This is a genomic window from Bacillus gaemokensis (assembly GCF_001590835.1).
Lineage (GTDB): Bacteria > Bacillota > Bacilli > Bacillales > Bacillaceae_G > Bacillus_A > Bacillus_A gaemokensis.
On record NZ_LTAQ01000069.1, the window covers coordinates 90,563 to 102,791 of the forward strand.

The following is a 12,229-nucleotide window of genomic DNA, read 5'->3' on the forward strand; positions in this document are numbered from 1 at the left end:
GCAGCTCTCCAATATAACCTAGGAGAGCTGCTTTTTTAATGGATCACAATTTCCACATGAAAGTTGTTTCCGTTTTTTACGTATTTAATATCCGTAACTGTACGAACGCTTTTTAAAATTTCCACCTTTTCCCCAATTCGAGGAATGGTGGGAACATTATCCCAAATACCGAGTAAATCATCTTCTTGAGCCGTTTTTTCATAAAACCATATTTTCAATGTAATGCCCCTTTCTCGAACTTTATGTATTTTAATACATAATAAAACATTTTTATTCTTTTTGTAAGGGGTATTTAAGGTTATTGTGAATAAAAATTAATTTTGTTCTTCTGGGAAAATATGTTCAATGTCAGGAGTAAGAGATACTTCTGATAAGACAATATGAGAAACAGTGGTAGCATATGAAGAAACATCATTAATAAATTCTTCAAGTTCAACTAATGAAGGGACAGAAATTTTAACGATATAACATAGACTTCCTGTTACACGATAACAAAAACTTGCAGATGGATAAGATTGAATAAATTGCTGCATGCGTGTTGTATCGCCATTTTTTAAAGTGATTTCCAAAATACAGTCTAAAACGAGACCTGCCTTTTTATAATCAATATCTATTGTATATTTCTGAATAACACCTTCACTTTCTAATTTCCGAACACGTTCTGTAGTAGAAGGAGCAGATAAGTTTACGCGTTTTGATAACTCACGCATAGAGAGGCGACTATCATTATATAATTCATTTAAAATTTTACGATCTACACGATCTAATTGCATTTATAAATATACCTCCAGTAAAATGATGATTTTTGAAAAGAAAACATATAAATTAAGATTCATATGAAATGTAAATAGTACCTTACTTATTTTACAATAAAAGAGTAAGGAAGAGGAGGGAAATTAATGGAGAGAATTTCATTATCAAATGTTGGGGAAACAAAGTTTCAAAAATTGTTAGGGCATTGTCCAGAAATATTGGATTCTTGGAATTTGTTAGAGAAAACATTATATAAAAAAGGCACGCTTTCTGAAGAATTAAAAGAGCAAGTACGCAGGACACTTGCATTTGGAAATGAATGTCCGTACTGTATGGCAAAGGGAGAGCCAGAGGATGTGCAAAAGGTAGAAGAGATTAGTACAGCTGTAACTTTTGCACATGTATTTGTACATAATCGCTCAGCGATAGATGAAAAAATGTTTGATGTATTAAAAGGGTATTGGAGTGAGGCTGAGATTGTAGAACTGTGTGCCTATATATGCTTTATTACCGCTTCACAACAACTTGGATTTTTATTTCAATTACAACCAGCAGAGTAGGAGGAGATGATGTTGAATCAATCCGCACTTATTATTATTGATGTACAAAAAGCATTTGATCTACCGTACTGGGGGATGCGAAATAATCCTTTTGCAGAAGAAAACATGAAGAGTTTATTAGAAGAGTGGAGAAGAAGAGGCTTGCCAATTTTTCATATACAACATGTAAACAAAGAGAATATAGAATCCATGTTTCATCCAAATGCAGAAACGGTAAAATTTAAAGAAGAAGTGAAGCCGTTACAAGGTGAGACTGTTATTCAAAAGTCTGTTAACAGTGCGTTTATTGGAACGGATTTAGAGGTACAGCTGAAAGAGAGGAATTGTAATTCTGTTATTATTGTAGGACTAACGACGAATCACTGTGTAGAGACAACAACTCGAATGGCTGGGAATTTAGGATTTTCAACGTATTTAGTGAGTGATGCGACCGCTACATTTAATCGAAAAGGACCGGATAGTGTGCAATATTGTGCGGAAGAAATTCATAATATGACCCTTGTGAATCTACATGAAGAGTTTGCTACTGTTGCTATGGCATCGGAAATATTAGAGAAGGCAAGGTTGAACCAATTATAATTTTGAATGATTGATACTATTTCAATAAAATAAATGAATAATTATGTAGAAAAAAATAAGAATATTTCGTATAATTACAGTATAATTATTTTGAAAATAGGGGTGGCAGCATATGGAGCAAATTCCAGTAAAGAAAATCGAAACAGTACTTGTTTTAGCAGAGGATGACAAACAAAAACAAAAGGAATTTTATGAATTGTTGCTAACAACTCATTTTTATGTTGCGGGATCTATGGAAGCGGATGATTCGGCGACCGAGGGAACTCTTCGTTTACGTTATTTTCAAGGAGAAGGCAGATGGATTGTTCCGTTCTTTACACAATTGGAATTTGTAAAAGAAGTGTTGCCAGAAGGAACACCCCTTATTACGATACGTGGAAAAGAATTGTTTGAAAGCCTTGATCAAGAGGTAACTGCTGTATTGAATGTTGGGACTGAGCTTAGCAAAACCTTTATTCCTGAAGAAATTGCTGATATAGCTTCTGGGCGAATCTTTAATTATTATCAGTAAAAATGTCATTTGTATAGCCATTCAAGCATAGTAAAAAGGAAAAGCGGTGTATGCTTTTCCTTTTTAATGGAAATGAAAATTTGAATAAGACATTGTTTATATTCTGTGAATAAGGAATAACAATCACCGATATAAGATCTACTTTGTTAGTTAGGTGTGAAACTTATACCAGAAGGAATGGAAAGAGTCTTTTTTTTTGTGTCAATTGTAACAGGAGCACCAAGGGGAATGGCGATATTCGGCTGTATATGTCCAATTGGAAAACCAAATAATACTGGGATATTGTATGGCGCGAGATAGTCGTGCAATATGCTTTGTAAGGATAGAGATGGTTTAGAAGGGCTACAGTCGTGACAGCTTGTGAAAATAACTCCTGCGGATTCACTAAACTTTCCAGATAAACGTAATTGATTGAACATACGATCAATGCGATATGGTTCCTCTCCAATATCTTCAAGCAATATAATTTTATCTTTTGTATGGATTTCATATGGTGATCCAAGTGTACTTGTTAAAACAGTTAAATTTCCGCCAACTAATGGGGCGGAAACTATGCAATTAGTTGAAGAAACAATACATTCTGCTGCAGATAAAATGGTTGAATAAGGATGAAATAGTTGATTGAAGGAGGATAAAGAAAGAGAGTGAATCCCTTTTCCTACTTCTTCAATCATGGGTCCATGAAAAGTAACAAGTCCTGCATATTGTGTAAAGGCAGTATGTAAAGCGGTAATGTCGCTATAACCCCAAAAGATTTTCGGATTTGCTCGGATAAGCTCATAGTGAATATGAGGAAGAAGACGGGCGCTTCCATATCCACCTCTTGCACAAAAAACAGCTTTTACTTCAGGATTTGTAAATGATTCATGTATATCATGAAGGCGAATGGCATCATTTCCAGCTAAATAGCCATATTTCTCATAAACACTTTTTCCAATGATTACGGACAGTCCCATCTCCTCTAATATTTTGGCCCCTGTAAGAACATATTCAATTATTGGTGGCCCTGCTGGAGCAATGATCATTACTGTGTCACCTTGCTTTAGAACATTTGGGTGAAGCATGTAATCCCTCCTTCTCTTTCAATATATTCGTTTCATAAGCAGTGCAATCCTTTTGTAAAAGAAGGGAAAAGTTTGTAGCATCAAGAAGATATAAGAAGATTGGGAGGGTGAAAAATGTTTATAAGTCGAGTAACTGATGTATTACAAATAAAGTATCCAATTATCCAAGCTGGCATGGCAGGTGCAATTACAACACCAGAACTTGTTGCCGCCGTAAGTAATAGTGGTGGATTAGGAACGCTTGGGGCTGGTTATATGAGCCCAGAACAAATTCGAGAAGCTATTTATAGAGTGCGAGAATTAACGGATCGACCATTTGGTGTAAATTTACTCATTACAAAAGAAATAGAAATTGAGGATGAAAAGGTACAAGCTGCGCAGGAAGTATTATTATCAATCAAAAAAGAATTAGGTGTAGAAGAAGATAAAGAGCAGGCATTACAACTTCCAAAAGGTTATAAAGAACAATTACAAGTGTTAGTGGAAGAAAAAGTTCCAGTTGTTAGCTTTGCATTTCAAATGTTAGAGCAAGAAGAAATTACAGTTTTAAAGCGAGAGGGTATAAAAGTAATTGGAACAGCTACTAACATAGCAGAAGCAAAAGTACTTGCTGAATTAGAAGTAGATATAATTGTAGGACAAGGTAGTGAAGCTGGAGGGCATCGGGGTACATTTATTGGAAAAGAACAAGACTCTATGATTGGCACTTTCGCTTTAATCCCTCAACTAGTAGCCGCAGTTCCTCAAATTCCAATTGTAGCAGCAGGTGGTATTATGAATGGCCAAGGTGTTGTTGCTGCTCAAGCATTAGGTGCAGAAGGTGTTCAAATGGGAACAGCATTTTTAACAAGTGAAGAAAGTATTACGCATGATGTACATAAAGAGGCAGTGTTAAACAGCACAGATACAAGTACAACTATAACGAAGGCGTTTTCTGGAAAATACGCAAGGGGGATTCGTAATGTATTTATAGAACAACATGAGGGAAAAGAAGATAGTTTGCCAATGTATCCGGTGCAAAATGTGTTAACTTCAAAAATACGTCGAGAAGCAACGAAACAAAATAAAGGGGAATATATGTCACTTTGGGCTGGGCAAGCATCTTCTTTGGCAAGAAAAGAGTTCGCGCAACAAATTGTTGAGAGAGTGATGGAAGAGGTAAGCGTAACGGTAGAGCGATTGTACGATGCATGCAAAAAAAGACCACTTGAATAATTCAAGTGGTCTTTTTACTAGTTAGCCTTATAAAATTGTTGGATTGCCTCGTCGATGTATACCCAGCCTTTCCAACCTAAATGCATATGATCTTTTAAGAAGTATTTATCATATTCATGATCCGAGAAGTCAGCAATCGGATATCCAGCTTTCTTAATTTGCTCATGAACTTTCTTATAGTATAATTCGCGGCGCTCTTTTGGGAAGCCAGCGTAATCATACCAAGGACCTTTTACAGGAACAGAAATGAAGAGTGGTTTTGCACCTGTTTGTTTTAATAAATCAAGTACAATTTGTAAATCTTCATATTCTGGAGAGTTATGGTAAGCATCATTTTTTAAGTAACCTTTTCGCTGCTTTAATTTCCCTTTAATCTTGCTATTAAAGTAACCATCCTCGATACCGTATTGATTTGATTTTGATTCTAACGTACCAGTTTGATCAGCGTGTTTACGTGCTTCATCCCAGTTCATTTGTTTCAATGATGGATCAAGTTGTTCTTTATGCGGTTTAATATTGAACATCGCTGTAAATAAATCTTTACGATCTAAAATATTACGATAAAGGTAAGCGAATGGTTTCGCTGCAATTGCTTTAATTTTATGTTTTGTATCATCGTAGACAATGCCTTCTAAAGATGTTTTTAGCAATATTTCTTTTTTTACAATTTCAAAATTTAATAAGCGTTTTGCAATTTGTTTTTTCATTTCAGGCTTTACATCATTATTGAAAAGGAAATGGTAGCCTTGTTGTTTTGAAAAATTAGGTGCAAAGTGTGTCTCATCAATTCCCTGTGGTACAAACCATTGTGGTGAAAGAACAAAGACCATTTTTTTATCTTTTAATTGATCCATTGTGGATGCAAAGTTTAAGACGTGGATAAGATCTTGTGTTCCGCCGCGACCAAGAAGAAATGGTGTGAACCCTTCAGGCTTTACTTTAAAGTAATTAGATGGATGAAAAGCATCCATTCGTGCAAATTCCGATGAACCATACATCGGAAGGTATTTCGGGTCTTCTAACATTTTTTGCTGTAAAATCATACTTTGAATCTTTTCTTCTTTTAGAGAAGTTGCAGCTTGTTCTACTTTCTTGTCACTTACAAGTGGAAGTAGAAAGCGTGTTGGAATAAGTAAGAATACAGCAAAAAGGGCCAATGCTAAGAGCATCGGACCAAAGGTTGCTTTTTTCATCGGATATCTTCCAACTTCTTAATGATCATATTTGGTGTTGCCCACTCATCGCGATCGAAATCAGAAATAGATACTTCAATATCTAAGCGCTCTTGGAATTCTACTAATAAAGATACTGTACCGAAAGAATCAAGGATACCTTCTTCAAATAATTGTACGTCAGGATTTTCCTTTACAATATCGTTTTCACATACTTCTTCTAAAATATCTAATACTTGATCTTTGAATTCTGCCATTTTTAAAATCTCCTTTATATCCGAAATGTATTATGTGTAACTTCTTAGCTGTAAGAAAAGAAGCTAGTCATTAAAAATATCTGTTTAGGCGACCAGAGAAGATTAGGAAACCGAAACAAACTACATGGAACGTAATCACAATTGCAAGAACATGCATGAATGTATTATTTGGCCAGAACTTGTGCTTCTTGTTTTTTCGTTCGAAAATATCAAACAAAATAAACAGAGCAGCATGATACAGGCCGTAAATAATGTACTGATAAACATGTTCACCTAAAATATGCCAAACGCCCATGATGAAAAAGTTCAAAAATGCACCAATGTATGAAATCGTATAGCGATTTTTGATTAATTTTTTCTTTGTTGCGAAAAAGACGAAGCGCATATAAATAAAGTCACGGAACCAGAATGATAAGCTCATGTGCCAACGGTTCCAGAAGTCTTTAATGTTACGACTAATAAATGGTTTATTAAAGTTTTCTGGTGTTTTAATACCCATCATATAACTTACACCGATTACGAATGCACTATAACCCGCAAAGTCAAAGAATAAATACAAGCTATAGCCATACATATAAATTGCATTAGAGAAAATTGTATCTTGATTAGCAAATACTGCATCAACAATATGTTTCTTTAGTAAATAAGCAATTATAAATTTATACAGAAAACCTTGGAAAATACGGTTAATACCTGTATAGAGTAACTTTTGATATTCTTCAGCACTTGGTGGTTTTTGAATATCTTTTTGGAATCTACGATAACGATCAATAGGTCCAGTCGAGATAGCTGGGAAGAACAGAACAAATTCCCAGAAATTAAAGAATGAGAATTCTTTAATTAAACCGTCACGAACTTCAAATACCATTTGTACTGCCCTAAATGTTACATAAGACATACCAGCAAAAACAATGAATTTTAATTCAGGTGCAAATGGTGCGATTTTTGCCAGAACTAATGGCAAAATCGATAAAATAACAGCCATGCAAAACATGAACGTATTATTATTTTGTTTTCTTAGTAGTAAATAGCCTTTAATAAGGACATATTGCCAAATAATAAATGCTGCTAACATCATCGCTTGTTTTGGTTTATCCGAGAAGATAATAGCAAGCATGATTAGCGTTAGGGCAGCATTATATTTACGCAACATTTTACCTTTTAATCCAGCTATGATAGTAGGTATTAATAAAATGCCCACTATGGCGAAAAAATAAAATGATCCATATGCGGTCATGCTGTAACCTCACTCAATAATTTTTTGCGATCTACCTTTCCATTTGGTGTCATTGGAATAGAAGATTGATACATGAATTTTCTTGGAATCATGTAATTTGGTAATCGCTCATTGAGTTCTTTTTTGATTGCAGATGTTAATTTGAATTCTTTTTCAAATGAATGTTCTCCAGGAACAACAACTGCTAATAAGTAATCGTATTTCTCACCTTTTTTAATTGGAATTACGACAGCTCCTTCTACGTAAGAGCAACCGCGCAGGTGATGTTCGATTTCTTCTAATTCCATTCGATAACCATGTAACTTAATTTGGAAATCAAGACGACCGTTATAGAAAAGGAGACCATTTTCTACATAGCCAGCATCACCTGTTTTGTAGGCACGTTCGCCATCAATAACTGTGAATGCTTTTTCCGTTAGTTCAGGGCTTCCTAAATATCCAACGCTTACGCTTGGACCAACAATTACGATTTCACCTTTTTCACCATCTGGTGCAATCGTACCATCTTCTTTCATAATAAGAAGGCGGCAATCGGATTTACAATAGCCAACTGGAAGTGATTGATATGTATCAACTACTTCTTGCGTAACATGAATGCCTGTTACAGCTACAGTTGCTTCAGTTGGACCGTACGTATTCATAATTGTCGCTTTCGGGAAGCGCTCAATTAATTTTCTTGCTACGTCATTCGATAACACTTCACCGCAGAATAAGAATGTTTTCATATTTGGTAGCATACTTTCAGAGAAAGATGGCTCCATTAAACACATTTCTGCGAAAGATGGTGTGGAAGTCCATACTTGCACATCTGATTGTTCTAGAGAAGCAAATAGGTCTTTTGGACGTGCAATCATATCTTTGTCGATTGCCCAAAGTGTACCACCTGTTATTAAAGACGGGTAAACATCCATTACAGATAAATCAAACGAGAAAGGTGCTTGGTTTAGAAACACTTGTCCAGTTTGTAAGTTGAAATCTTCAACTGCCCATTTCGTAAAACTTACAAGACAATTGTACGTAATTTGTACACCTTTAGGATTACCTGTACTCCCTGACGTATAGATAATGTAGAAGTTTTCATCATCTTTTACTGCATGTTCAGGGTTTGGTGTTTTCCCTTTATGAGTAAAGAGAATGTCTTTTAAGTTGTTTTCAGAAACGATGCGAACTGGTAATTCAGTTTCTTTCACTTCTGCCCCTGATAGAAGTAATTTTGCACCGGAACTTTCTGCAATACGTAGTACACGATCAGCTGGAATAGATAAATCTACTGGAATGTAAGCATGTCCAGCTTTGACGCATCCTAAAAAGCTAATGATCATCTCTGGCTGCATATGGCCGTATACCATAATTGGTGAGCGATCATTTGCATACTCAGAGGAAATCCAATGAGCTAATGCATCAGAGTCTTCCTTTAATTGTCTGTACGTAATTTTCGCATCTCGCCAAACGAAAGCGGTTTGGTCAGGCGTTTCAACCGCCCACTTTTCGATCTGTTCTAATAACTTCATAACGTTCCCACCCTAAAATTCATTGTAAATAAATGTACTTGTGTTTGTATCATGGAATCCATACAACCAAAGTAACGCAAACAAAATTGCAAGGTAATAAAAAGTTTTTGCAAACCATTGTGTGAGTGGTCGAGACCATATCTCTTTTAATCTTTCCATCTCTTTCCCTCTCTTATGAAATAATAACTATATGTAGGTATCATATCCTACATCATTGTGAAAAAAACAAAATTCCACATTTTAGGTAAAACCAAGACAAAAGGCTCTTTTTTGATAGTAGCACTAAATACTAAAAAAGAAAATCCCTAACTTAGTAATTATATTACATTCTTTATGAATTTGTAATCAATTTGTCATGTGAGATGAGAAGCCATGTAATAAGGGAGTTAGTAATAAAATGATGACAAGGACAATTATGTAATGTGAATGGAATAAGAATGTAAGGAATAGAAAGGAGGTTGTTAGGAATGGAGTACAAGAAACGGGAAGGACGGAAGGGTGTGTCAGAGGAAAATATTATAAAGTGGCGAAGACATCTTCATAAATTTCCTGAACTATCATTCCATGAAGAACAAACTTCACAATTTATATATAATACTTTAAAGTCTTTTTCATTTTTTGAGGTAACAAGGCCGACGACATATAGTGTGATGGCAAAGAAAAAAGGAAAGAAAACAGGAAAAGTTGTAGCAATTCGTGCAGATATGGATGCGTTGCCGATTCAAGAAGAGACGGCTAAATCGTATGCATCAGTTACTCCAGGAGTTATGCATGCATGTGGGCATGATGCACATACGGCTATTTTATTAGGGACAGCGGAAGCAATAGCCAGCATGAATGAAGATTGGGAAGGAGAAATTCGTCTTTTATTTCAACACGCAGAAGAAGTATATCCTGGTGGTGGACAGGAGATGGTGGAAGCCGGTGTAATGGACGATGTGGATTATATTATTGGCTTACATGTCATGTCTGGATTAGAAAGTGGAAAAATTGGGATTGTGTATGGACCTATGATGGCAGCGCCTGATGTATTTACAATTAAAGTAAAAGGAAGAGGAGGTCATGCTGCTAGGCCAGAAGAAACAATAGATCCAATAGCAGTTGGGGCGCAAATTATTACCAATGTACAACATATTGTATCAAGAAATACAGATGCCTTTATGCAAAGAGTAGTTTCAGTCACACAATTTCATGGAGGATCAGCAGATAATATTATTCCTGATACAGCATATTTAATGGGAACAGTCCGGTCCTTTAATCAAAAATTAAGGGAAGAAGCGGAAGAGAGGATTGAACAAATTGCTAAGGGAGTTACAGATGCACATGGTGCAACATATACGTATACATATCGCTATGGATATGATCCTGTAATTAATGATGTATTCATTACAAAGGTAGTGGAGGACAGCGCAGTAGAGTTATTTGGAAAAGAGCGAATTGTAAAACTTGCTCCTTCAATGGGGGGCGAGGATTTCTCTGCATATTTGAGAAAAGCTCCGGGATGCTTTATTAAATTAGGAACTGGGAATGAGAAAATGGAGACGTGTTATCCGCACCATCATCCAAAATTTGATGTAGATGAGTCTGCGTTAATTTATGGGGCAGAATTATTTTTACAAGCGACAATGAAATTACTAAAAGCTTAAAAAGTGTGAACACAGGATAAACAATTTATAAAATCAAAAATTGGCTTCGGAATACACAAAAAAGGCAACTGCGACAATCGCAGTTGCTTCTATTTCTTTCCGTTAGAGAGGGCTGAGAAAGAACTATGCTCATTTATAATATATGAATTGTCACCGGACAAGCTTGTATCTTTTCATTATTTTTTTAAAAATAGGTGTTGACTTTGATAATCGTTTTCAATTAATCTAATTATATAGTTGAAATTGATAATTATTATCAATTAAATAATAGGTAAGAGAATGGATAAGGGAAAGAAATGAAGAAAACATTTCGCTTTGAACAAAGGGAAATTAAAAATAAAGATAAGCATATAGAATGGCAACGGAATGTAATTCGTGCTGAATATGTGGATGAGAAGAAAGCAAACAAAACAAACAAAAGAAGCGATACATAATTAAGGGAGAGATTTAGTTGAGTAAATTTGTAATGATTTTTGCAAGTATGAGTGGAAATACGGAAGAGATGGCTGATCATATTGCGGGCGCAATTCGTGAAACAGGAAATGAGATTGAAGTAATTGATATCATGACTACGCCAGAAGCATCTATATTAGAAACATATGATGGTATTATTTTAGGAGCATATACATGGGGAGATGGTGAACTTCCTGATGATTTCTTAGATTTCTATGATGAAATGGAAGAAATTCAATTAGCGGGTAAAAAAGCAGCTGTGTTTGGTTCTTGTGATTCTGCTTATCCGAAATACGGTGCAGCTGTTGATATTTTAGTAGAAAAGCTACAAGAACGTGGTGCAGAAGTTGTGATGGAAGGGCTAAAAGTAGAATTAACGCCAGAAGATGAAGATGTAGAGAAGTGTCTTCAATTTGGTACTGAATTTGTAAAACACCTTTCTTAATGGCGAGAGGGAGATGAAGAGCAAGTGCAGAGGAAAATCTCAATCAAAACGATGACAGATTATCATTTATATGATTTTATGCGTTGTCCGCATAAATTTTATTTTCGTCATATAAAAAGAAGAGAACCTTCTTCATTTGAATGGCAACAAATGGTGCAAGCGATTGTAAATCAAATTATTAGTGACTATTACACGTCACCACCAGAAAAACAAAGTACAGTCTTTTTGTTAGAGTTATTGGAAAAACATTGGCATAAAGTACAGATTAGTATGTTTGCTTCTAAAGCAGAATACTATATTGTTTTGGCAAAATTAACGGATCATCTATTAAAATTTGTGAAAAATGAAGCAAGTGAAATGCCGCCTTTATTTTTATATGAGAAGTTCCAAACATATATGGAGGAACTAGGGGTGCAAATTTCATTAACGTTTGAAGTTGGTGAGTGGTCTACACAATCGTTTGTAATTAAAAAATATGTTATTGATGCAAATGAAGAGATGCTTGCTCTTTGCCAAAAGTTAACGGCTGTTTTTAGCCATAAAGCTTTTGGAGTTCTTCCTGAAAGAATTGAAATTGTTAGTTTAATAGAAGGAACTAGGTATGATTATGTTCCAAAAGAGCAAGATATTATAGCTGGTATGAGTGATCTACATAGGATGAAAGAGATGTTACAGCAACCAGAGCACTATACAGAGCGAATACTACGTTCTGAGTGTAATAGCTGCGCTTTTCGGAAGGAATGTAAAGTAGACGAAGAGCGAGAGACACTCATTCAAAAAAAATCTATATTACATTAAAAGGGTGCGAATTCGCATCCTTTTTTTA

The 12,229-nt window shown here is 35.3% G+C and carries 15 protein-coding genes and 1 pseudogene; 8 read left to right on the top strand and 8 right to left on the bottom strand.

Annotation, left to right across the window (positions count from 1 at the left end):
- Positions 1–35 precede the first annotated feature (35 nt).
- Positions 36–218, bottom strand: coding sequence for a DUF3913 family protein (locus tag AZF08_RS26530; protein ID WP_033675419.1), 183 nt, complete (start codon positions 216–218; stop codon positions 36–38).
- Between the two features lie 96 nt (positions 219–314).
- The gene (locus tag AZF08_RS26535) at positions 315–773 is read right to left on the bottom strand and encodes an Lrp/AsnC family transcriptional regulator (protein WP_033675420.1); all 459 of its coding nucleotides are present in this window, start codon (positions 771–773) and stop codon (positions 315–317) included.
- Positions 774–869: 96 nt separating this feature from the next.
- On the opposite strand from AZF08_RS26535, the pseudogene AZF08_RS26540 reads away from it, so the two are divergent.
- The 3 genes and pseudogenes from AZF08_RS26540 (at position 870) to AZF08_RS26550 (ending at position 2,403) form a co-directional block, all read left to right on the top strand.
- Positions 870–1,313 (top strand): annotated as a pseudogene (locus AZF08_RS26540) (carboxymuconolactone decarboxylase family protein).
- Positions 1,314–1,322: 9 nt separating this feature from the next.
- Positions 1,323–1,892 (top strand): cysteine hydrolase family protein, encoded by a 570-nt coding sequence (locus AZF08_RS26545; RefSeq protein ID WP_033675422.1) that lies wholly within the window; start codon positions 1,323–1,325, stop codon positions 1,890–1,892.
- Positions 1,893–2,004: 112 nt separating this feature from the next.
- Positions 2,005–2,403, top strand: a complete 399-nt coding sequence (locus AZF08_RS26550) for an SseB family protein (protein WP_033675423.1) — start codon at positions 2,005–2,007, stop codon at positions 2,401–2,403.
- A 146-nt stretch (positions 2,404–2,549) separates the two neighbouring features.
- Here AZF08_RS26550 and AZF08_RS26555 read toward each other — a convergent pair whose 3' ends face one another.
- The gene (locus AZF08_RS26555) at positions 2,550–3,467 is read right to left on the bottom strand and encodes a S66 peptidase family protein (protein ID WP_033675424.1); all 918 of its coding nucleotides are present in this window, start codon (positions 3,465–3,467) and stop codon (positions 2,550–2,552) included.
- A gap of 114 nt (positions 3,468–3,581) precedes the next feature.
- Here AZF08_RS26555 and AZF08_RS26560 point away from each other — a divergent pair, with 114 nt between their 5' ends.
- Positions 3,582–4,682: an NAD(P)H-dependent flavin oxidoreductase gene (locus AZF08_RS26560; RefSeq protein WP_033675425.1), complete on the top strand. Its 1,101-nt coding sequence runs from the start codon at positions 3,582–3,584 to the stop codon at positions 4,680–4,682.
- A gap of 17 nt (positions 4,683–4,699) precedes the next feature.
- On the opposite strand, the gene dltD is transcribed toward AZF08_RS26560, so the two are convergent.
- The 5 genes from dltD to AZF08_RS26585 all read right to left on the bottom strand — a co-directional run bounded on the left by dltD (position 4,700) and on the right by AZF08_RS26585 (position 9,018).
- A complete protein-coding gene (gene dltD, locus AZF08_RS26565) occupies positions 4,700–5,875 on the bottom strand; it encodes a D-alanyl-lipoteichoic acid biosynthesis protein DltD (protein ID WP_033675426.1) in 1,176 nt (391 codons plus the stop codon).
- On the bottom strand, positions 5,872–6,111 hold the full coding sequence (gene dltC, locus AZF08_RS26570; protein ID WP_016113973.1) for a D-alanine--poly(phosphoribitol) ligase subunit DltC: 240 nt from the start codon (positions 6,109–6,111) through the stop codon (positions 5,872–5,874). The genes dltD and dltC overlap by 4 nt, the downstream gene beginning before the upstream one ends.
- 70 nt (positions 6,112–6,181) lie before the next feature.
- Entirely contained in the window at positions 6,182–7,348 is a 1,167-nt protein-coding gene (gene dltB, locus AZF08_RS26575) for a D-alanyl-lipoteichoic acid biosynthesis protein DltB (protein WP_033675427.1), read from the bottom strand.
- The gene (gene dltA / locus AZF08_RS26580) at positions 7,345–8,859 is read right to left on the bottom strand and encodes a D-alanine--poly(phosphoribitol) ligase subunit DltA (RefSeq protein WP_033675428.1); all 1,515 of its coding nucleotides are present in this window, start codon (positions 8,857–8,859) and stop codon (positions 7,345–7,347) included. The genes dltB and dltA overlap by 4 nt, the downstream gene beginning before the upstream one ends.
- A 12-nt stretch (positions 8,860–8,871) precedes the next feature.
- Positions 8,872–9,018 carry a teichoic acid D-Ala incorporation-associated protein DltX gene (locus tag AZF08_RS26585; RefSeq protein WP_003206349.1) on the bottom strand — a complete coding sequence of 49 codons (147 nt, stop codon included), beginning with the start codon at positions 9,016–9,018 and terminating at the stop codon, positions 8,872–8,874.
- 308 nt (positions 9,019–9,326) lie between these two features.
- On the opposite strand from AZF08_RS26585, the gene AZF08_RS26590 reads away from it, so the two are divergent.
- The 4 genes from AZF08_RS26590 (at position 9,327) to AZF08_RS26600 (ending at position 12,201) form a co-directional block, all read left to right on the top strand.
- Positions 9,327–10,505 carry a M20 metallopeptidase family protein gene (locus tag AZF08_RS26590; RefSeq protein ID WP_033675429.1) on the top strand — a complete coding sequence of 393 codons (1,179 nt, stop codon included), beginning with the start codon at positions 9,327–9,329 and terminating at the stop codon, positions 10,503–10,505.
- Positions 10,506–10,801: 296 nt separating this feature from the next.
- Complete coding sequence (locus AZF08_RS30980; RefSeq protein WP_167332922.1) at positions 10,802–10,939, top strand: hypothetical protein; 138 nt, start codon at positions 10,802–10,804, stop codon at positions 10,937–10,939.
- Positions 10,940–10,956: 17 nt separating this feature from the next.
- Positions 10,957–11,403, top strand: a complete 447-nt coding sequence (locus tag AZF08_RS26595; RefSeq protein WP_033675430.1) for a flavodoxin — start codon at positions 10,957–10,959, stop codon at positions 11,401–11,403.
- Positions 11,404–11,427: 24 nt separating this feature from the next.
- Positions 11,428–12,201: a hypothetical protein gene (locus AZF08_RS26600; protein ID WP_153019605.1), complete on the top strand. Its 774-nt coding sequence runs from the start codon at positions 11,428–11,430 to the stop codon at positions 12,199–12,201.
- The last annotated feature ends 28 nt before the right edge of the window (positions 12,202–12,229 follow it).

Coding starts and splice junctions, on each gene's coding strand:
- AZF08_RS26560 (WP_033675425.1), top strand. CDS start 3,582: ATGTTTATAAGTCGAGTAACTGATGTATTACAAATAAAGTATCCAATT.
- AZF08_RS26550 (WP_033675423.1), top strand. CDS start 2,005: ATGGAGCAAATTCCAGTAAAGAAAATCGAAACAGTACTTGTTTTAGCA.
- AZF08_RS26535 (WP_033675420.1), bottom strand. CDS start 773: ATGCAATTAGATCGTGTAGATCGTAAAATTTTAAATGAATTATATAAT.
- dltA (WP_033675428.1), bottom strand. CDS start 8,859: ATGAAGTTATTAGAACAGATCGAAAAGTGGGCGGTTGAAACGCCTGAC.
- AZF08_RS26585 (WP_003206349.1), bottom strand. CDS start 9,018: ATGGAAAGATTAAAAGAGATATGGTCTCGACCACTCACACAATGGTTT.
- dltD (WP_033675426.1), bottom strand. CDS start 5,875: ATGAAAAAAGCAACCTTTGGTCCGATGCTCTTAGCATTGGCCCTTTTT.
- AZF08_RS26545 (WP_033675422.1), top strand. CDS start 1,323: ATGTTGAATCAATCCGCACTTATTATTATTGATGTACAAAAAGCATTT.
- dltC (WP_016113973.1), bottom strand. CDS start 6,111: ATGGCAGAATTCAAAGATCAAGTATTAGATATTTTAGAAGAAGTATGT.
- dltB (WP_033675427.1), bottom strand. CDS start 7,348: ATGACCGCATATGGATCATTTTATTTTTTCGCCATAGTGGGCATTTTA.
- AZF08_RS26590 (WP_033675429.1), top strand. CDS start 9,327: ATGGAGTACAAGAAACGGGAAGGACGGAAGGGTGTGTCAGAGGAAAAT.
- AZF08_RS26555 (WP_033675424.1), bottom strand. CDS start 3,467: ATGCTTCACCCAAATGTTCTAAAGCAAGGTGACACAGTAATGATCATT.
- AZF08_RS30980 (WP_167332922.1), top strand. CDS start 10,802: ATGAAGAAAACATTTCGCTTTGAACAAAGGGAAATTAAAAATAAAGAT.